We start from the raw sequence: 19,598 nt of genomic DNA on the forward strand, positions 1-19,598 counted from the left end.
GGGAGATCGCCACATGTTTGCACTGATTACAGCGGCCTTGGCGCCTATAGTGGCTTTGCTCTCGTATGTGTATTTGCGTCATGCTTATAGCAAAAAGATGACGCTTCTCGTGTTAAGGACGTTTGTGATCGGTGTCCTGCTGGTAATCCCCATTCTTGTGCTGCAGTATGCGTTCACGGAGGAAGGACTCCTGACCGGCATGTTCTCCCAGGCGTTTATCTTATATGGGTTCACTGAGGAATTTTTCAAATGGTTGCTGCTGTTTGTCTTTGCCTATCAGCACGGGCAACTTCAGCGGCCAAGTGATGGCATCGTCTTTGGTGTGTCGATATCGCTCGGATTCGCCAGCCTGGAAAACATTCTTTTCCTAATCGCGCACGGCCTTGAGACAGCGATTGGGCGTGCTCTGATGCCGGTGGCTGCTCATGCCATTTACGGAATTGTCATGGGGTACTACATCGGCCACGCCAAGCATCGTCAGGGAAGAAGATTGCGCTATCTGCTCATGGCGTTACTCATCCCGGTGATGCTGCATAGCGTTTATGATTTGATTTTAATTCTGTTTCAGCATTATTTCCTTGTCGTACTTATTCCTTTTATGGCATTATTGTGGATGCTCGCAGTTTGGAAGATGAGGCAAGCACAACAGCTAGATAACCATAGCGTATAGGACCCGAGACAAAGTGAAGGAGGAGATCGCATGTCAGTTGATCGGTATCGTGTCGTCATTCGTTGCCCGCTATGTGGAGAGAAGTACATCCTTCGGGGCAAGCGCAATGAGCATGGCGAATTTGAGACTGGATTTAAGCAGTGTGTCTGTGGCAATGAGGACCAGCTTCAAATTGAGGCGACACCTGAATAAAGGCTAGCTTAGGGACCGGAGTCTTTGTTGTTTCGGTTTTTTAAGCATGTCTCCAGAAAAAATTAAGAGTTGATAGATCGCGCAGATTCATGTAAAGTTAAAGGCAATCACAAAATTGTCTAGCTACGGGGTAAAAGCGGCGAGATTTTTCAGGCCTGCCCGTAAATCCAAACCCTGGATTTCTTGTGCAGGCCTTCCAACATACGCGCTTTTGAGCAACCCGCCTGCGCTTTTCGGATTGTCTAGCTGAAGCGCCCGCTCGAAGTTGATTCACGCCCGCCAGATCGAGTCACGTTCGGACTTGATTTGCCGTCGCTCGCGAGCAGGGTGTCTACGCTTTTCGGTAGCATGACATATATTATCTTATCGAGAGAGATGGAGGGGATGGCCCGATGAAGTCTCAGCAACCAGCCGCAACCGGTCAGGTGCTAAATCCAGCAAGCGTGTCTTGCAAGATAAGAAGAAGCTGTATAGACAAACCTTCTTCTTATCGAAGAAGGTTTTTTGTCTAGCTATTTTCAAACAGGACGTGGCGTTTTGGCCTTCCAACATTCGCGCTTCTAAGCGACCCACCTGCGCTTTTCGGATTGTCTAGCTCCGGCGGGTAGAAGCGTCGAGATTTTTCAGTCCTGGCAACGAAATCCAAGGTCGGATTTCTTTTGTCAGGCCTTCCAACATTCGCGCTTCTAAGCGACCCGCCTGCGCTTTTCGTATTTTAAATAGACGTACATAAAGGGGACAATAACGATGACCAAACCATATCAGCCAGAAACAGACCTAGCTCAAATCGGAAATCGATTGGACACGAGAACAGGGGCCGTCAACGCACCGCTTTATTTTTCAACAGCTTATCGCCATACGGGCATAGGCGAGTCTACTGGCTATGACTATGCACGAACCGGCAATCCAACAAGAGAAGTGGTGGAAGATGCGATTGCCAGGCTGGAAGAAGGGGATCGTGGCTTTGCCTGTAGTTCGGGAATGGCAGCGGTGCAAATCGTCTTCTCCTTATTTGAACAAGGCGATGAGATTATCGCATCAAAAGACTTATATGGAGGAACGTATCGCCTGTTTGAAGGCGGCTGGACGAAATGGGGGCTTGCCTTTTCTTACGTGGACCCGAGAAACGTAGAGAATGTCGAGCAGGCGATTACGGAGAAGACGAAGGCACTCTTTATTGAAACGCCTACAAATCCGCTCATGCAAGAGGCCTCCATTCCTGAGCTTGCCAGAATTGCAAGAAAGCATGAACTGCTTTTGATTGTGGATAACACCTTTTATACACCGCTCTTGCAGCAGCCGATCAAAGACGGAGCAGACATCGTTGTTCACTCGGCAACCAAGTATCTTGGCGGACATAATGATGTGGTGGCGGGCTTGATTGTTGGAAAAGGGGAAGAAATTTGTGAGAAGCTCTCCTATTTCCACAACGGTGCAGGCGGTGTGCTTGGCGCTTTTGATTCATGGCTGTTGATCCGAGGGATGAAAACATTGAAGCTTCGCATGGAACAGCACCAGAACAATGCAAAGCAAGTTGCTGCCTATCTTGAGCAAGAGGAAGCCGTCACGGAGGTTCTCTATCCGGGGAGAGGGGGCATGCTCTCGTTTCGCGTTCAAAAAGAAGAATGGGTCAATCCATTGCTGAAAAATCTGCAGCTCATCTCTTTTGCAGAAAGTCTCGGAGGGGTGGAGAGTTTAATGACGTATCCAGCGACGCAAACGCATGCCGACATGCCGGAAGAGGTGCGAATCGCAAACGGCGTCGATAACCGCCTGCTTCGTTTTTCCGTTGGAATTGAGCACGCAGAGGATCTGATGGACGACTTAAGGCAGGCGGTTGCGCGGGCGAAAGAGGAGGTTGTGAGATGAGTTTACTGGAAACGCTGAAAAGTGAGATTGTCATTGGTGACGGGGCGATGGGGACGCTGCTGTATGAGAAAGGCTACGACCTTTGTTTTGAAGAGCTAAGTGTCTCTGATCCTGACGTCGTCAAAGACGTGCATCTTGAGTACGTACAGGCCGGGGCAGGTCTGATTCAGACGAACACCTATGCGGCCAATCGCATCAAACTCAGCAAATACAGCTTGGAGGAGGCGACCTCGACCATTAACCAAGCCGCTGCCCGCCTGGCAAAAGAGGCCGCAGGGGAAAAGGTCTACGTGGTTGGAACCGTCGGTGGCATTCGCGGCTTTCAGTATGAAGAGGTAACGCTAGCAGAAATAGAGGAGGCGTTTCGCGAACAGATCCGCGCTCTGCTTGAGGCAGGGGTCGATGGGCTGTTGCTTGAAACGTTTTACGACTTGGAAGAAGCAAAGCTTGCGGTGACGCTCTCTAAGTCGCTTAGCGAAAAGCCGGTGATTGTGAACGTCTCCCTCGGAGACATCGGCGTCTTAAAAGGGGGCATCACCCTTACGGATGCGCTCAAGCAATTACGCGAGCTAGGGGCAGATGTTGTCGGCATTAACTGCCGCATGGGTCCGTATCATATGCTTCGCTCCCTTGAAGGTGTGGAGCTTGAAGGGGACGTGCTTCTGGCTTGTTACCCGAATGCCTCACTTCCTGGCTACCGGGACGGGCGCTTTGTCTATGCCTCCAATCCCGAGTACTTTGCGGACATGGCTGGACGTTTTGTTGATCAGGGAGTGCGATTGATTGGTGGTTGCTGCGGGACGACGCCAGCGCATATTCGGGAAATTTCCAAGGCTGTGCAAGCACGAACGCCACTGAAGCGCTCGCGCCTCTCATGGCAGCGTCAAGAGCCAATCTATACGGAAGAGCCGAGGCGCGTGGGAGAGAAAATTCATGAGATCCCCAAAAGAAGAACGTCTGTCATTGTTGAGCTCGACCCTCCGAAAAAGCTCAACATTGTCACCTTTATTGAAGGCGCGCGTGCGCTAAAAGAGGCCGGGGCAGACGCGCTGACGATGGCTGATAATTCACTCGCCAGTCCGCGCGTCGATAACAAGGCGCTGGCGACCATCGTTAGGGAGCAGGTAGGCATTCGGCCGCTCGTCCACTTAACGTGTCGTGACCGCAACCTGATTGGCCTGCAGTCTCACCTTATGGGCCTCGATGTGCTTGGGTTTCACGATATTTTAGCGATCACCGGAGACCCAAGTAAAATTGGCGACTTTCCCGGAGCGACCTCAGTATATGATCTTTCCTCGCTTCGGTTAATGCCAATGATCAAGCAGATGAATGAGGGAATCTCGTTTTCTGGGAAATCGCTTGGGAGAAAAACGGAATTTTCCGTAGGGGCAGCTCTCAATCCGAACGTGAAGCATTTAGATAAAGCCGTCAAACGAATGGAAAAAAAGATCGAGGCTGGCGCGGATTACTTTATGACGCAGCCGATTTATGATGAATCCCAATTCGAAGCCCTTTATGAGGCGACACGTCACCTCGAAGCGCCGATTTATGTTGGAATTATGCCGCTCGTGAACTCGCGCAATGCCGAGTTTCTGCACAATGAAGTGCCGGGGATTACATTGACCGATGCCACACGTCAAGCGATGGCACGATGCGGAGACAACAAGGAGCTCGCGCAAAAAGAGGGGTTGACGATGGCCAAGTCGTTGGTGGACGCCGCAAAGACATATTTTAATGGTATTTATTTGATTACCCCGTTTTTGCGCTATCAAATGACGGCCGAATTAACGAGGCACATAACAGAGAAAGAAATGGTGGAACAGGGGAGAGAGGCGTGATCGTGCATGACCAAAACAGCGTTTGAACAACAGCTTGAAACGTCCATTCTTGTGCTGGACGGAGCGATGGGGACGATGCTTCAAGAGGCCAATCTCACAGCAGAAGATTTTGGAGGCGAAGACTATGAAGGATGCAACGAATATTTAAACGAAACGGCCCCTGATGTGATTTCGCACATTTACCGCACTTATTTGGAAGCTGGGGCGGACATTATTTCCACGAATACGTTCGGCTCAACGAGCGTGGTGCTGGATGATTATGATCTTGGTCATAAAGCGTTTGAGCTTAGCCGAGCGTCCGCCGAACTAGCCCGGATCGAAGCGGATCGTTTTTCGACGGAAGAGCGTCCGAGGTTTGTCGCTGGCGCAATGGGACCAACAACAAAGTCGCTATCCGTGACGGGCGGGGCTACCTTTGCGGAAATTGAGGCTGCCTATGAAGAGCAGGCAAGAGGGCTGATTGCCGGCGGGAGTGACGTGCTTCTGCTTGAGACGAGCCAAGACATGCGCAACGTCAAAGCGGCGTATCTCGGGATCGATGCGGCCTTCAAGGCGCACGGCGTTCGACTGCCAATCATGGTCTCTGGCACGATCGAGCCGATGGGCACGACGCTTGCTGGACAGACGATTGAAGCCTTCTACTTATCACTTGAGCATATGAAACCTGCAGTTGTCGGACTAAACTGTGCCACCGGACCGGAATTCATGCGTGACCATTTGCGCTCGCTTTCAGAGCTTGCGACGACGAATGTTAGCTGCTACCCGAATGCAGGCCTCCCTGATGAAGAAGGCAAGTATCATGAGACGCCGGATTCGCTTGCGAAAAAGCTAGAGGCTTTTGCCGAAAAGGGTTGGCTCAATCTCGTCGGCGGTTGCTGCGGGACCACACCGGCGCATATCGAAAAGATATCCGCAGTGATTAAAGGCTATGCCCCAAGAAAAGTGGCCGAGCGGTCGAATCACGCCGTTTCCGGCATTGAGCCGCTTATTTATGAGGATAGCATGCGCCCGCTCTTTGTCGGGGAACGAACGAATGTGATCGGTTCGCGGAAATTCAAACGTTTGATTACGGAAGGAAAATTCGAAGAAGCTTCAGAAATCGCGCGCGCCCAAGTGAAGCGTGGGGCACATGTCGTTGATGTTTGCCTCGCTGATCCTGACCGCGAAGAGCTTGAAGACATGGAGGCGTTTCTTTCGCATGTGGTGAACAAAGTCAAAGTGCCGCTTATGATTGACTCCACAGATGAGGAGGTAATCGAAAAAGCACTCACATACTCGCAAGGGAAGGCGATTATCAATTCCATTAACCTCGAAGACGGGGAGGATCGTTTTGAAGCGGTGCTTCCAATTGTGAAAAAGTTTGGGGCTGCTGTGGTGGTCGGCACGATTGATGAGCAGGGAATGGCGGTTACCGCCGAAAGAAAACTGGAAGTCGCCAAGCGAAGCCATCAGCTGCTCACGGAAAAATACGGCATCCCTGCCGAGGACATTATTTTCGATCCGCTCGTTTTTCCGGTAGGGACAGGAGACGCGGCGTATCTTGGGTCAGCAGAGGCCACCGTCGAGGGCATTAAGAGGATTAAAGAGGCCCTCCCCAACTGCTTAACGATTCTTGGTGTTTCCAACGTCTCCTTTGGCTTGCCGCCGGTAGGCAGAGAGGTCCTGAATGCGGCATACTTGTATCATTGCACGCAGGCAGGACTCGACTACGCGATTGTCAACACTGAAAAGCTGGAGCGCTATGCAAGCATTGCTGATGAGGAGAAAGAGCTTGCGAGGAAGCTGCTTTTTGAAACCGATGATGCGACGCTTGCGGATTTCACTGCTTTTTACCGTGGGAAAAAGAAAGAAAAAACCGTGGAGTATGCTCATCTGTCATTAGAGGAGCGCCTAGCTACCTATGTGGTTGAGGGAACAAAGGAACATTTAAGCAAAGACCTCTCGGAGGCGCTAGAGACGTTTGCGAGCCCTCTAGATATCATCAACGGCCCGTTGATGAAGGGGATGGATGAGGTCGGGCGCCTCTTTAACAACAATGAATTGATTGTGGCCGAAGTGCTGCAAAGTGCGGAAGTCATGAAGGCCTCTGTGGCTTTTTTAGAGCCATATATGGAGAAGAAAGAAGATGATCAGGGCAAAGGGAAAATTCTGCTCGCTACGGTAAAAGGCGATGTTCATGACATTGGCAAAAACTTGGTCGATATTATTTTAAGCAACAACGGCTTCACCATTGTCAATCTTGGCATTAAGGTAACCCCAAATGAACTGGTAGAGGCGGTTCAGAAGGAGAGGCCAAGTGCGATTGGTTTGTCGGGACTTTTAGTCAAATCGGCTCAACAAATGGTGCTTACCGCACAGGATTTGCGGACTCAGGATATTTCAGTGCCGATCCTTGTAGGTGGAGCGGCGCTGACGAGAAAGTTTACGGACACGAAGATCGCCCCTGAGTATGAGGGACTTGTCGTGTACGCGAAAGATGCCATGAACGGACTCGATATCGCGAACCGCATTTCAACAGCAGAAGGACGGGAGACCTTAGGCGTGGAGCTAAGCGAACAGCGAGCACAAAAGGCTGCCTATGAGGAAAGGAAACGTCCACAGCCCGTAGCTGTTCTGGACGCGCCACCGCAAAAGTCGGATGTGGCTCACGACTTTCCCGTGTTTCAACCGGCAGACCTAGACGAACATATCATTCGCAATTACAAGATTGATCACATTTATCCGTACGTGAACATGCAGATGCTTCTTGGCCGTCATCTAGGTGTGCAAGGAAAAGTGAGCCGTCTCTTGCAAGAAGGAGACGAGCGTGTGGTCGGGTTAATGGAAAAAGTGGAGGCCCTCTTTCAAAAAGCCAAACAGGAGCAGGTTCTAAAGGCCAATGCGTTGTACCGCTTTTACCCGGCACAGGCGGATGGGGACGATCTTGTCATCTATTGCTCAGAGGACGAAAAGACGGAGATAGAGCGCTTTTCGTTCCCACGGCAAACGCACAAGCCGTTTCTCTGTCTGGCCGATTATGTGCGCCCGGTCGGTGAGGAGATGGACTATGTCGGCTTTCTTGCGGTAACGGCTGGCAGCGATGTCCGCGAGGAGGCTGAGCGTGCCAAGGAAGCTGGTGACTTCCTGTACAGTCACCTCATTCAAGCGGCCGCACTGGAGACAGCGGAAGGACTAGCCGAGCGCGTGCACCAGCAAATGCGCGATCGCTGGGGTTTCCCAGACACGGCTGATTTTACAATGGCTGAACGTTTTGCTGCGAAGTATCAAGGGGTACGGGTCTCCTTTGGCTACCCGGCCTGCCCAAACCTCGAGGATCAGGAAAAGCTGTTTCGCCTCCTGAAGCCAGAAAAAATTGGCATCGAGCTGACCGAAGGGTTTATGATGGAGCCCGAAGCTTCGGTCACAGCACTCGTCTTTTCCCATCCAGAAGGCCGTTATTTCAATGTGTTGTCGTCGTAAATCATCTGCGAGATCCGAGGAACGTTTCCTCGGGTCTTTTTGTATCTAGGCGGTTGAGATGTCACAAAATCAGATGAGAATCATAAGCAAGCGAGGGAACCACAAAAAGGGCCGCCCTCTTAGGCACTCTCTTCCTCAAATAGGACCACGCATAAATTCTGTATAAAAACGAAGGGCTGACAAACACTACCGTTAACGACCAAATTCATACACACTTCCCACTTCTATTGTGGGGCATAAGGAGGAACAAATGGTGAACATACGGCGAGTGAGCAAGTTCGTTCTACGCGCAGGCGCGGTTCTCGGTCTAGCGGCAAGCTTGTCTTTAACAGGAACAGAAGCTGCGGATGCTTTTAGCAAGCAAGTGATTCAAAAAGGGGCGACGGGTAATGATGTCGTTGAGCTGCAGGCTAGGCTGCAGTACGTGGGCTATTATAATGGAACGGTGGATGGAGTGTACGGCTGGGGCACATACTGGGCCGTGCGCAACTATCAAAATGAATACGGCATTGAGGTGGATGGACTTGTTGGCGATCAAATGAAAAATAAGCTAGCAAAAAGCACGGAATACAATGAGGAATTTGTGCAAAAGGCACTTAAAGAAGGGCGTAAATTTTCCCATTACGGCGGCACGCCAAAGGACGTTCAAAAAGGGGAAAAAGGAAGTGCGGATAGAGGACAACGTGGCCAACAAGGAAGCACAGGTGGTCAAGATGAAGGCAGCTCCCAAGGAGGCGGCGAGCAAGAACCAGGCGAGAACCAAGCGCCTGAAAATGGCCAAGATCAACCGCAAGGCAATCAGGAACCTGGCGGAGAAGAAGGCGGTGCCCCGGCTCCCGAGCAACCGGACGCACAAGACAATGAACCCACCATTGAAAAGGCACAAAACGCTCCTGCCGGCTATTCCAATAACGATATTGAATTAATGGCCCAGGCGGTGTATGGTGAGGCGCGCGGTGAACCATATGAGGGTCAAGTAGCGGTTGCGGCGATCATCGTCAATCGCTTAAACTCGGCGACGTTTCCAGACACGGTGCCTGGAGTCATTTATGAAGAGCGAGCGTTTACAGCAGTCGCGGATGGCCAAATTAATCTCGGCGCAGACGAAAACGCGAGACAAGCAGTGCTTGATGCACTCAACGGTCAAGATCCAACCAACAACTGCCTGTACTATTTTAACCCGGATACAGCAACGTCTGGCTGGATTTGGACTCGTGATCAGGCAAAGCGGATTGGAAAACATATTTTTGCTTATTAAGATGGAGGTGCACAACCGATGATTCGTAATATCACTATTGCCGCTCTTGCCATTGCTGTCGCTGGTACAGGATACTGGGGCTACACGGAGATGCAGCAAAAAGAGCAGCTGCAGATTAGCAAAGAGAACGACTACCAGCGAGCGTTTCACGATCTGACCTATCATGTTGATCAAATTGAAGACGACCTTGGAAAAACACTTGCGATGAATAGCCAGCGTCAATTAACACCGGCGCTAGCGAATGTGTGGCGAGCCACAAGTCTTGCGGAAAATAACATGGCCGAACTGCCCGTGCAGGGCTTGGAACTAAGCGAGGCAGAGGAATACTTATTTAAAGTAGCCGATTTTGCGAACCGTACGGCAATCCGTGACTTAGACAATGAGCCCCTGTCGGATAAGGAGTATGAAACCTTGACTCAGCTTTACGAACAGTCCGGCTCGATTCGAGAAAACATGCGCGAATCCCAAGCGATGATGATGCAGCAACATAAACAATGGCTGGATATGGACGAGGAGCTCGCCCATGAGCCTAAAGAATCCTCCGTAGCGGGGAACTTTGAGAAAATGAATGAATCGGTCAAAGGGTTTAGTGAGGTAGAGTGGGGAGCTACAGACTCCGCGATTCGCAACTTGAATGGAGAGTTAAAAGAAGCGCTAGCCGGACGTGAGAAAGTCAGCAAAGAAGAGGCCAAAGAAAAGGCTCTTGAATACTTACAATTGGGTGAAGGCACAAATGTGCAAATATCAGATGCCGCAGAGGCTCTAGAATACCCGGCCTATTCGCTTGTCATTGACGATCCGGACAGAGGGGCCAACTATAGCATGGATATGAGTGTTGAGGGCGGAGAGCCGATTTGGTTTTTGCAGGACCGTCAAATTGACCAAGCTTCTCTTGGTTTGAATGAAGCTTCTGACAAAGCTCAGGCTTTCCTCGAACGTGGAGGGAAAGAATCCATGCAGCTTGTAGACAGCAATCAGTACGACAATATAGGAGTGTTTGAATTTGCTCATGTGGAGGACGATGTCCGCGTGTATCCGGATAGCGTGACCATTGAAGTAGCGCTTGATGATGGCGATGTGATTTCCTACGTTGGCCGAGGGCATTTGATTCATCATGATAACGAAAGGGACATTCCAGAACCAGCCATCACGAAAGAAGAAGCAGAAGCAAACGTGAATCCGCAGGTTCAAATTATGGAAGACCATCTAGCGATGATTGAAAATGATGTCCATGAAAAAGTGCTCGCATACGAATTTTACGGAACGATCAACAATGATACGTACCGCATTTTCATCAACGCCGAAACGGGCGAAGAAGAAAAAGTAGATCGAATGCATGGAGCAGAGCCTGTATATAACTTCGCAGAGTAGGAACCAACTAGCCCTTGGAGGCTCGCTACAACGAGTCTCCGGGGGTTTTCCTATGTCCCCGGCCTTCCAAAATCCTCGCTTCTAAGCGACCCGCCTGCGCTTTTCGTGGCTTGCGATTTTTCAGAAACATGCCATAATAGGGGCATACTAAGAAAAGCCCCTCTTGCCGATAGATATGGATTGAAATGTGGCTTCTTTCATTGTACGCTTAATGGGAGAGACTTGTAGGAAAGAGTTGTGGAGAATGACGAACAGTGTGAATGTGGCCATTGACGGTCCGGCGGGTGCTGGAAAAAGCACCGTGGCCAAACAAATTGCCAAGCGACTCGGGTTTCTGTATATCGATACGGGCGCGATGTACCGAACGCTTACGTATGCGGCCCTTCGTGAAGGGGTTAGCGTGCATGACGGACAGGCTCTTTACAAGTTGCTTGAAGGTGGACGCATAGAGCTTGATACCTCAGGACAGGGGGCGAACGTTTTCTGGAATGAGACCGATGTGACAGAAGCGATTCGAAGCAATGAGGTTAATGCGAATGTTTCGGCCGTCGCCAGTCATGAGCCCGTTAGACGCGCGATGGTGCAGCAGCAGCAGCTTTTAGCCACGAAAGCCAACGCGGTGCTTGATGGGCGTGACGTTGGCACGCACGTTCTGCCTCATGCGAACCTTAAGGTATTTTTAACGGCCTCAGTATTGGAGCGAGCTAAAAGACGGTACGAAGAGCAGCTTGCAAACGGGATGGACTCGGACTTTGAATTACTAAAGCGAGAGATCGCCATGCGAGATGAGCTTGATTCTACCCGTGAGGTAGCGCCCTTGCAAAAGGCGGAGGATGCGGTAGAACTCGATACCACTTTGATGACGTTTGAGGAAGTGGTCGAGACTATCTATGATTTGGTAAAGGAGCGAACAGCGTAAATGAGCTTGTACGATGTTGGGAAGTTTGCCTGTCGCCTTTTTCTAAATGCGGGCTACAAAGTAGAGGTTATAGGCAAGGAAAACATTCCGGATGACGGAGGTGTTCTTCTGTGCTGCAACCATATTAGCAATTATGATCCGCCACTGCTTGGCTCCTATATTGAACGGCCAGTGCACTATATGGCCAAGCAGGAGCTGTTCGATAAGCCTGTGCTTAAATGGCTACTCCCAAAGCTTAAAGCATTCCCTGTGAAGCGGGGAGGGGGCGATAAGCAGTCGCTTAGGCGGGGGCTCTCATATTTAAAAGAAGGTCATATGATTGGCCTATTTCCAGAAGGAACTAGAAGCAAAACGGGAGAGCTCGGCAAAGGTCTGGCGGGCGTTGGGTTTTTTGCGCTTCGGAGCAATGCCTATATTGTTCCTTGTGCGATCATAGGCCCTTACCAAAAGCGACAACCAGTAAAGCTCGTCTACGGTAAGCCTTTTGATATGTCGACCTTGCGCGAAAACAAAGCGACGGCAGAGGAAGCAACCACAGCGATTATGGGTGAGATCGAGCAACTGATCGCCACCCATCGTCCGACGTAAGAACATAAAACGTTTTCTTTCCTCGGGCGGATCATGGTATGATAACAGAACTAGATGTATATGATGAAACTTCCCGGCAGAAGATCTCCTGCTGTTGGTTGTTTTTTAAAAAATGATTCCTTGGAGTAGGGATTCCGGGGGGATTTGTACAACCGGCTGATGGCCGGAATGAATGAGGAGGCAAACGTCAATGGTTGAAGAAATGAATAACGAAATGAATGAGATGAAGTCCTTTTCAGTGGGCGATGTCGTCTCAGGTAAAGTGACAAAGGTGGAGGACAAGCAGGCATATGTGGATGTTGGCTTTAAAGTAGACGGAATTGTGCCTATTAGCGAGCTTTCCAGCCTGCATGTTGAGAAAGTAAGCGATGTGCTTACGGTTGATGATGAAATTGAACTTTCGGTACAAAAAGTATCTGATGACGAGCTTGTGCTCTCTAAGCGCGCAGTTCTTGCAGCGAAAGCATGGGACAAGCTTCACACCGCCTATGAAACAGGGGAGATTATTGAAGCAGAAGTGGCAGAAGTGGTAAAAGGCGGCTTAGTCGTCGATGTAGGAGTGCGTGGTTTTATCCCTGCCTCTCTTGTAGAGCGCCATTATGTCGACGACTTTAGTGACTATAAAGGCAAAACCTTACGCCTAAAAGTTGCGGAAATCGATCAAGAAAACAACAAGCTAATTTTGAGTCAGCGTGCCGTTCTTGATGCTGAGGTTGAAGAGAAGAAGAAAAGTATTCTTGAATCGATCTCAAGCGGCGATGTGATTGAGGGAACGGTTCAACGCTTAACCAAGTTTGGAGCCTTTGTGGACGTAGGTGGTGTTGACGGACTTGTGCATATTTCGCAAATCGCTCATCACCGTGTAGAAACGCCAGGAGATGTTCTGACGGAAGGTGACAAAGTTAATGTGAAGGTCCTTGCGGTCGATCCAGACAGCGAACGTGTTTCTCTTTCCATCAAGGAAACGCAAGCAGGCCCTTGGGAAAACATTGGCAGTCAGTTTGCGGTCGGCGATGTTCTGCAAGGCACAGTGAAACGCCTCGTTTCGTTTGGTGCTTTTGTTGAGGTCGCTCCTGGTGTGGAGGGACTTGTGCATATTTCGCAAATCTCTCACCGTCATATCGGGACGCCTCAAGAAGTGTTAGAGGAAGGACAAAAAGTCGAAGCGAAAGTCCTTGATGTAAATGAAGCGGACAAACGTATTTCCCTAAGCATTAAGGATGCAGCAGAAAACGAAGAACAGCCGGAATCTTATTCGTATGAGGGTGGTCATGAGGAAGACTCTGGCGGCTTCTCTCTTGGAGATATGATTGGCGATCAGCTAAAAAAATACCGTAATTAAGGGTAAGCAAAAGACGGCTCTCACGCTTCTTCGTTAAGCGTGGGGCCTTTTTTCTAGCTTCGGTGGGAGAGAAGCTCGAGATTTTTCGCCCCGGTAACGGTTTCTTCACGCCGCCAGTTCAAGTTAAGTTCGGACTTGATCTGCCGTCGCTCCAGAACTTGTCGCTCGCGAGCAGGACGCCTCCGCTTTTCGGTATGGTCTAGCTCCGGCGCCCACTCGCTCCACAACTGGGCGGGGCCCTTCGCTTTTGGATTTTGCGAAAGGTTGGTCTAAAAACAAACGAGACCGTCCATACTGATGCCCATGGAGGTGTTTAGATGGACGGTGCGATTCTCTATTGGTTTGGTTGGATGGCCTGGATTATTGGCACGTTTTTTTGGGGGAAGACACGCGAAAGATTCCTCTATTGTCTTGCTATATTAGTCTTATTGTCTCTCATTCCTGTTTCATTAGAAGTGGGCCCAATTGAAGTGAGTGCAGGGTACGTCTTTGCCCTTTTGGCCTGTTATTTTTGCTGGCGGAGCACTCCCGTTGGCAAGCTACTTTATGGAGTATTCGCTTCCTCGCTCACAGCAGCGGTCTATGTAGGAGTTAGCCTTGTACTTTTGTTTGACCCTGTCCTGCTCATCGTGGATGAACTCTACATTTTGTGCGCCGCCGTTGTGCTCGCAAGTCTGCTTCTCGCGAAAAAGTGGCGTGGGCGTCTTTTGCTTGCTTTTACAGGGCTCTTGCATGGCGAAGTGGCGATGGTCGTCTATAAAGAGTCGCTTCACGGCTGGGCAATGGTAGGAACGCTTGAGTTCTTTGATGTTTTGGCGTTTACTTTTTTCAGTCTCCTGAGTCTCGGTAGCGGGGCGTGGGTGATTAAGCAATTGGAGAGACTTGCAGCAAGGCCCGTGCAGAAATCCCCTTATTTTACAGATAAGATAGACAAGCATGCCTGAGTTTAGTAAAATGAACAGGCTACAAAGGGACGATGAACTCGAACCTAAAGGTAGGTCAGAGAGAAAGGTAGTGAGAGGATGACAAAACCTGTTGTTGCAATTGTTGGTCGTCCAAATGTGGGAAAGTCAACAATTTTCAATCGAGTGGTAGGGGAACGAGTGGCCATTGTCGAAGATTTACCAGGAGTCACACGGGATCGTCTTTACAGCAAAGGGGAATGGCTCAATCACGAGTTTTATGTTATAGATACCGGTGGAATTGAACTGGGGAATGAACCTCTTCTTGTGCAAATGCGCCAGCAGGCGGAACTTGCGATCGAGGAAGCTCATGTGATTATTCTTATGGTCAATGGACGCGAAGGCATTACAGCGGCGGATCAAGAAGTCGCCAATTTGCTCTTCCGTTCAAAGAAGCCGGTGGTGCTTGCTGTGAATAAAATTGATAATCTGGAGATGCGCGCGGACGTTTACGAGTTCTACTCGCTAGGAATGGGAGAACCGTTCAGCATTTCTGGTTCTCATGGTCTTGGGCTTGGCGACATGCTGGATGAAGTCGTCAGGCACTTTCCGGAGGAAACGGACGATAACGTTGATGAAGATACGATTAGAATGGCGCTCATTGGCCGTCCAAATGTTGGCAAATCGTCGCTTGTCAATGCTTTGCTTGGGGAAGAGCGAGTGATTGTCAGCCAAATTCCTGGCACGACGAGGGACGCAATTGACACTTCCTTCACGAAAGACGACCAAGATTACGTGGTCATCGATACGGCTGGGATGCGTAAGCGCGGCAAAGTCTATGAAGCCACGGAAAAATACAGCGTTCTTCGCTCTTTGAAGGCGATTGAGCGTTCGGATGTGGTTCTCGTCGTGATCGATGCCGAAGAAGGCATTATTGAGCAGGACAAAAAGATTGCCGGCTATGCACATGAGGCTGGGCGGGCGGTTGTCTTGGTAGTGAACAAGTGGGATGCCGTTGAGAAGACGGATAAGACGATGCGAGAATTTGAACAGAAAATTCGAGACGGGTTTCAGTTTCTTTCCTATGCCCCGGTTGTGTTCCTTTCCGCAAAAACAACGCAACGATTGCATCTGCTTCTTCCCGTCGTTCAGTTTGTTTCTGAAAACCATCATCTGCGCGTCCCGACCCATGTCTTGAATGACATGATTATGGATGCCGTAGCGATGAATCCGACGCCAACCGATAAGGGGAAGCGCCTGAAGATCAACTACGTGACACAAGTAGCCGTTCAGCCGCCGACGTTCGTCTTCTTTGTCAATGAACCTGAGCTATTGCACTTTTCATACAAACGCTTTTTGGAAAATCGGTTGCGGGCCACCTTTGAGTTTGAAGGGACGCCGGTTCGCATCATCGCACGAAAGAAAAACGATTAACCATTGTTAGGGGGAGAATGGTTTGACGTTGGTTGCTTTCATTGTTACAGCCGTGGTTGGTTATTTGCTTGGTTCTATTAGCTTTAGCTATTTAATTGCCAAGAAGCTTATGAAAATTGACATTCGTTCTACAGGCAGCGGAAACGCCGGAGCGACAAATACATTGCGTGTTCTAGGGGTAGGACCAGCCATCGCGGTGCTTGGACTTGATATCTTAAAAGGGATCGTCACCGTTTGGCTTGCCATTTGGGTTTCTTCCGATGGCAACAATCTAGTGCCTGCGGTGGCTGGATTTGCGGCCATTGTTGGGCATAACTGGCCTGTTTATTTTAACTTTCGAGGGGGCAAAGGAGTAGCGACGACCATTGGGGTAGTAGCCACGCTCCTCTTTTACCCAGCGCTGATTGCTGGCATTGTTGCCATTTTAAGCATCGTATTTACACGGTTTGTGTCTCTTGGGTCTCTCTTGTTTGGACTGTTGACTCCAGTTGCCGCTCTACTGCTGCTGCCGGTTTACCCGTATCCAACTGCATACATATGGTTCTCGGTTTTACTTGCCCTTCTGTCGTTTTGGAGACATCGCGACAATCTTAGTCGGTTACTTTCTGGAACAGAAAGCAAAATTGGTGCTAGAAAGCAAGCTTGAGGAGGAGATGTGATGGAGAAAATAGCGGTTATAGGTGCCGGGAGCTGGGGTACGGCTCTTGCTCTTGTGTTAGCGGATAACGGCTGTGACGTGAACATTTGGGGACGCCGTGAAGAGCAAATGAACGAAATCAACGAAGCGCATACGAATGAAAAGTACTTGCCAGGTGTGAGTTTGCCAAAGGCGTTAAAAGGAGTGACGGACCTTGGTGAGGCCCTTGCCAATGTGAAAACCGTGCTGCTTGTCGTACCTACAAAAGCCGTTCGGGAAACGATGCAGCTTATGATCCCGCATTTGTCTTCAAACACAACGATTATTCACGCAAGCAAAGGCATTGAGCCAACGACGCATACACGTGTCTCCGAAATGATCTGGGAAGAGGATGAACAGACGCAAACACTTGCGGCCGTGGTCGCTCTTTCCGGCCCAAGCCATGCCGAGGAAGTGGCCACTAGACAACCCACGACGGTAACGGTTGCCTCTGAAAATGACACAGCGGCAGTTCTTGCTCAGGACTTGTTTATGAACCAGCAGTTTCGTGTCTACACCAACCCTGATTTAGTCGGTGTCGAAATCGGCGGTGCTTTAAAAAATATCATCGCGCTCGTATGTGGGGTGACGAACGGTCTTGGGCTTGGCGACAATACCAAGGCGGCGATTATGACGCGTGGCTTAACCGAAATTACGCGTCTTGGTGTGAAGATGGGCGCCAAACCACTTACCTTTGCAGGGTTGACAGGGCTTGGCGATTTAATTGTGACCTGTACGAGCGTCCACTCGCGAAATTGGCGTGCGGGCAAGATGCTCGGGGAAGGCCTCTCGATGGATGAGGTGCTAAGTGAAATGGGCATGGTTGTCGAAGGCGTTCGTACCACGCAGGCTGCTTATGAGCTCTCAAAAAAATACGAAATTGAGATGCCGCTAACGGAGGCGCTTTATTCTGTTTTATTCGAGGGCATCCATCCCCAGGACGCTGCGGAAGCTTTGATGGGCCGGGTAAAAAAGCACGAAGTAGAAGAACTGTATTTGCCTGACTCGAACGATTCATTGCAGTAAGCACGCACTTTCCCTCCCCTCTTGCATACGATATCGTGAACAGACGCTTGAGGAGGGTATGAGATGGATAAAAAAAGTGATTCGTTCTTTGACCAAGTGCAGAAGACAACAAAAGTACGCCCAGACGAACTTTTAAAGTTAGCGAATTCTGTGAGCCAGTCAAACCTGAAGGATGAGGCGACGCTTCGACAGCTGATCGGTCAAGTTGCTGCACTTGCAAACAAACCAGTCTCTAAAGAAAAAGAAGATCAGATTGTTCAATCAATTATGAATGACGACATGCCGGCAGACCTTTCATCTCTTTCAAAAATGTTTAACAAAAAATAACGACGAAGCTAGTCAAACATACAATCCATTTTCCAAAAGCTGCATATGCTTTAGTAGAACATCTACTACAAATAAGGGCTTTAGGAACGAGGGTTTAGTCAGCTAGAGAAGAGCGCCCCACTCTCTCTAGCTTTTTTGTTTGAAAAGCGAAGGCGGGTTGGTCAGAAGCGAGAATTTTGGAAGGCCTGCCCGAGAAATCCCAGTTTTGGATTTCCGGGAAGGACTGAAAAATCTCGAGCTTCTACCCGCTGTAGCTGGATCAGGGAAAAGCGAAGGCGGGTTGGTCAGAAGCGAGAATTTTGGAAGGCCTGCCCGAGAAATCCCAGTTTTGGATTTCCGGGAAGGACTGAAAAATCTCGAGCTTCTACCCGCCGTAGCTGGATCAGGAAAAGCGGAAGGGGCTTGCCTACGAGCGACAAGTTCTGGAAGAACGGCAGTATCAAGCCCGATCTTGGCTTGATCTGGTGGTCTGAAGAAACCTCGAGCGAGTAGCCCTTGTAGCTGGATCAGGAAAGGCGGAGGCGGGTTGAACAGAAGCTGCTTCGATGAGCGGGCATGTTGTCAAAGACAACCCCCACATTTGCGTCCTCAAGTATGCTATAATGAAAGGGAGTGACAATAAAAGAGAGGTGCGCACTATGTCCGAGGCGATGTTAAATATGTACATATCCTTTTTTGGGTTGATCCTGATGTTCGTCTCTGCTGGAACAGCGGTTCTAGCGCGAACGAAGCTTGGTGGGATTATTCAAAAAGTGGTGCTATCGTTTTCCTTTTTATGCCTCGTCGTATCCGGCTTCATTGTGCTTTATATTGTCGTCGGTGGGCCAACGGCAACGCATTCATAAGGGACAAGCTCAATAGAAAGGAACGTATTCTACATGAAGACTATGGCCAAGCTTGTAAGCGTTCTTTCCGTCAGTGTCCTTCTTGCAGGGTGTTTCTTGCCGGAAGAGCAGCGGGCAGAAAATCAAGTTCCCTATCCAGATCAAATTGCGAGTGTTCAAAATGCGGTGGAACGGTTTCAAGCAGATACAGCGGTTTTGCCAATTCGTACATTCGATGAGACCACCCCGACTTACCAGCGTTATGTGATTGATTTTAATCAGCTCGTCCCAGAATATATGGCAGATCCACCCGGCACGGCCTTTGAGAATGGCGGGACGTTTCAGTATGTACTCGTTAACGTGGAGGAAGCTCCGGAGGTCAAGCTTGTGGACCTTTCAAGTATGAACGTCATCCAAGACTTACAGCGACGTCTCGACAGTTATATGAGAGAACACACCTACGCCCCCGTCGATGAACCTGTCGATAGCGGATTGGTTACGCTCGATTTTTCGGAACTTGGGTATAGCGAGGAACCATTCGTTGAGAGTCCGTACGATTCAACGTTCTTGCCTCTTCTTCTTACGAATGAAGGGGATGTCGTTATTGACTACAAGATTGACCTCAATAAAGCAATTCAAGAGCGAGATTCACTTCCCGAGGAAGGGGAGGATTTGCGTCCGCTCCTTTATGAGGAATCCCCTTTTGTTCCCATCCATTCCGTGCCGTACTCGCTGGATGAATCAGGTGAACCAACCTACCATCGCGGTCTGAATGACATTTGATGAAAAAAATAGGTCTAATCTGCCTCTTCCATCGATAGACTATCACTGGAAGGGGCATTTTCCGTTTGGGCTCCCCTTTCTGAAAGGATAAGGTGCAGGCAAGAAAATGAGTCGAACTAG

17 protein-coding genes and 1 riboswitch are annotated in these 19,598 nt (G+C 49.7%); all 17 genes read left to right on the forward strand.

The features are described 5' to 3' along the window. Window positions 1-13: 13 nt before the first annotated feature. The gene (gene prsW, locus AVZ68_RS05455; RefSeq protein WP_059103529.1) at window positions 14-670 is read left to right on the forward strand and encodes a glutamic-type intramembrane protease PrsW; all 657 of its coding nucleotides are present in this window, start codon (window positions 14-16) and stop codon (window positions 668-670) included. 30 nt (window positions 671-700) lie between these two features. After that, window positions 701-862: a hypothetical protein gene (locus AVZ68_RS20475; RefSeq protein ID WP_180316672.1), complete on the forward strand. Its 162-nt coding sequence runs from the start codon at window positions 701-703 to the stop codon at window positions 860-862. A 360-nt stretch (window positions 863-1,222) separates the two neighbouring features. Next, a riboswitch (SAM riboswitch) is annotated at window positions 1,223-1,324 on the forward strand. 285 nt (window positions 1,325-1,609) lie between these two features. Continuing rightward, on the forward strand, window positions 1,610-2,731 hold the full coding sequence (locus AVZ68_RS05460) for a methionine biosynthesis PLP-dependent protein (protein ID WP_059103530.1): 1,122 nt from the start codon (window positions 1,610-1,612) through the stop codon (window positions 2,729-2,731). Then, window positions 2,728-4,569: a bifunctional homocysteine S-methyltransferase/methylenetetrahydrofolate reductase gene (locus tag AVZ68_RS05465; protein ID WP_059103531.1), complete on the forward strand. Its 1,842-nt coding sequence runs from the start codon at window positions 2,728-2,730 to the stop codon at window positions 4,567-4,569. Before AVZ68_RS05460 ends, AVZ68_RS05465 begins: the two co-directional genes overlap by 4 nt. Window positions 4,570-4,575: 6 nt before the next feature. Then, window positions 4,576-8,028, forward strand: coding sequence for a methionine synthase (gene metH / locus AVZ68_RS05470; protein ID WP_059103532.1), 3,453 nt, complete (start codon window positions 4,576-4,578; stop codon window positions 8,026-8,028). A 250-nt stretch (window positions 8,029-8,278) separates the two neighbouring features. After that, window positions 8,279-9,286: a spore cortex-lytic enzyme gene (gene sleB, locus AVZ68_RS05475; protein WP_059103533.1), complete on the forward strand. Its 1,008-nt coding sequence runs from the start codon at window positions 8,279-8,281 to the stop codon at window positions 9,284-9,286. Between the two features lie 18 nt (window positions 9,287-9,304). After that, window positions 9,305-10,657, forward strand: a complete 1,353-nt coding sequence (gene ypeB / locus AVZ68_RS05480; protein WP_059103534.1) for a germination protein YpeB — start codon at window positions 9,305-9,307, stop codon at window positions 10,655-10,657. Window positions 10,658-10,901: 244 nt separating this feature from the next. Beyond that, window positions 10,902-11,576, forward strand: coding sequence for a (d)CMP kinase (cmk, locus tag AVZ68_RS05485; protein ID WP_059103535.1), 675 nt, complete (start codon window positions 10,902-10,904; stop codon window positions 11,574-11,576). Further along, complete coding sequence (locus tag AVZ68_RS05490) at window positions 11,577-12,164, forward strand: lysophospholipid acyltransferase family protein (RefSeq protein ID WP_059103536.1); 588 nt, start codon at window positions 11,577-11,579, stop codon at window positions 12,162-12,164. Window positions 12,165-12,354: 190 nt separating this feature from the next. After that, window positions 12,355-13,506, forward strand: a complete 1,152-nt coding sequence (rpsA, locus tag AVZ68_RS05495; protein ID WP_059103537.1) for a 30S ribosomal protein S1 — start codon at window positions 12,355-12,357, stop codon at window positions 13,504-13,506. A gap of 317 nt (window positions 13,507-13,823) precedes the next feature. Continuing rightward, window positions 13,824-14,450, forward strand: coding sequence for a YphA family membrane protein (locus AVZ68_RS05500; protein ID WP_059103538.1), 627 nt, complete (start codon window positions 13,824-13,826; stop codon window positions 14,448-14,450). Window positions 14,451-14,528: 78 nt separating this feature from the next. Beyond that, window positions 14,529-15,842 (forward strand): ribosome biogenesis GTPase Der, encoded by a 1,314-nt coding sequence (gene der / locus AVZ68_RS05505; protein WP_059103539.1) that lies wholly within the window; start codon window positions 14,529-14,531, stop codon window positions 15,840-15,842. A gap of 28 nt (window positions 15,843-15,870) precedes the next feature. Next, a complete protein-coding gene (gene plsY / locus AVZ68_RS05510; protein ID WP_059103553.1) occupies window positions 15,871-16,488 on the forward strand; it encodes a glycerol-3-phosphate 1-O-acyltransferase PlsY in 618 nt (205 codons plus the stop codon). Window positions 16,489-16,500: 12 nt separating this feature from the next. Continuing rightward, entirely contained in the window at window positions 16,501-17,544 is a 1,044-nt protein-coding gene (locus AVZ68_RS05515) for an NAD(P)H-dependent glycerol-3-phosphate dehydrogenase (protein ID WP_059103540.1), read from the forward strand. Between the two features lie 63 nt (window positions 17,545-17,607). After that, window positions 17,608-17,871, forward strand: coding sequence for a stage VI sporulation protein F (locus AVZ68_RS05520; protein ID WP_059103541.1), 264 nt, complete (start codon window positions 17,608-17,610; stop codon window positions 17,869-17,871). A gap of 638 nt (window positions 17,872-18,509) precedes the next feature. Further along, on the forward strand, window positions 18,510-18,716 hold the full coding sequence (locus AVZ68_RS05530; protein ID WP_059103543.1) for a DUF2768 domain-containing protein: 207 nt from the start codon (window positions 18,510-18,512) through the stop codon (window positions 18,714-18,716). 33 nt (window positions 18,717-18,749) lie between these two features. Continuing rightward, window positions 18,750-19,478: a YphF family lipoprotein gene (locus AVZ68_RS05535; RefSeq protein WP_059103544.1), complete on the forward strand. Its 729-nt coding sequence runs from the start codon at window positions 18,750-18,752 to the stop codon at window positions 19,476-19,478. Window positions 19,479-19,598: the final 120 nt, after the last annotated feature.

This window comes from Shouchella shacheensis (assembly GCF_001484965.1).
In the GTDB taxonomy this organism is placed as follows: Bacteria; Bacillota; Bacilli; order Bacillales; family Bacillaceae_D; genus Shouchella; species Shouchella shacheensis.

Bases quoted from the DNA above. Each gene is read 5' to 3' on its own strand.
- prsW (WP_059103529.1), top strand. From the start codon at position 14: ATGTTTGCACTGATTACAGCGGCCTTGGCGCCTATAGTGGCTTTGCTC.
- AVZ68_RS20475 (WP_180316672.1), top strand. From the start codon at position 701: ATGTCAGTTGATCGGTATCGTGTCGTCATTCGTTGCCCGCTATGTGGA.
- AVZ68_RS05460 (WP_059103530.1), top strand. From the start codon at position 1,610: ATGACCAAACCATATCAGCCAGAAACAGACCTAGCTCAAATCGGAAAT.
- AVZ68_RS05465 (WP_059103531.1), top strand. From the start codon at position 2,728: ATGAGTTTACTGGAAACGCTGAAAAGTGAGATTGTCATTGGTGACGGG.
- metH (WP_059103532.1), top strand. From the start codon at position 4,576: ATGACCAAAACAGCGTTTGAACAACAGCTTGAAACGTCCATTCTTGTG.
- sleB (WP_059103533.1), top strand. From the start codon at position 8,279: ATGGTGAACATACGGCGAGTGAGCAAGTTCGTTCTACGCGCAGGCGCG.
- ypeB (WP_059103534.1), top strand. From the start codon at position 9,305: ATGATTCGTAATATCACTATTGCCGCTCTTGCCATTGCTGTCGCTGGT.
- cmk (WP_059103535.1), top strand. From the start codon at position 10,902: ATGACGAACAGTGTGAATGTGGCCATTGACGGTCCGGCGGGTGCTGGA.
- AVZ68_RS05490 (WP_059103536.1), top strand. From the start codon at position 11,577: ATGAGCTTGTACGATGTTGGGAAGTTTGCCTGTCGCCTTTTTCTAAAT.
- rpsA (WP_059103537.1), top strand. From the start codon at position 12,355: ATGGTTGAAGAAATGAATAACGAAATGAATGAGATGAAGTCCTTTTCA.
- AVZ68_RS05500 (WP_059103538.1), top strand. From the start codon at position 13,824: ATGGACGGTGCGATTCTCTATTGGTTTGGTTGGATGGCCTGGATTATT.
- der (WP_059103539.1), top strand. From the start codon at position 14,529: ATGACAAAACCTGTTGTTGCAATTGTTGGTCGTCCAAATGTGGGAAAG.
- AVZ68_RS05515 (WP_059103540.1), top strand. From the start codon at position 16,501: ATGGAGAAAATAGCGGTTATAGGTGCCGGGAGCTGGGGTACGGCTCTT.
- AVZ68_RS05520 (WP_059103541.1), top strand. From the start codon at position 17,608: ATGGATAAAAAAAGTGATTCGTTCTTTGACCAAGTGCAGAAGACAACA.
- AVZ68_RS05530 (WP_059103543.1), top strand. From the start codon at position 18,510: ATGTCCGAGGCGATGTTAAATATGTACATATCCTTTTTTGGGTTGATC.
- AVZ68_RS05535 (WP_059103544.1), top strand. From the start codon at position 18,750: ATGAAGACTATGGCCAAGCTTGTAAGCGTTCTTTCCGTCAGTGTCCTT.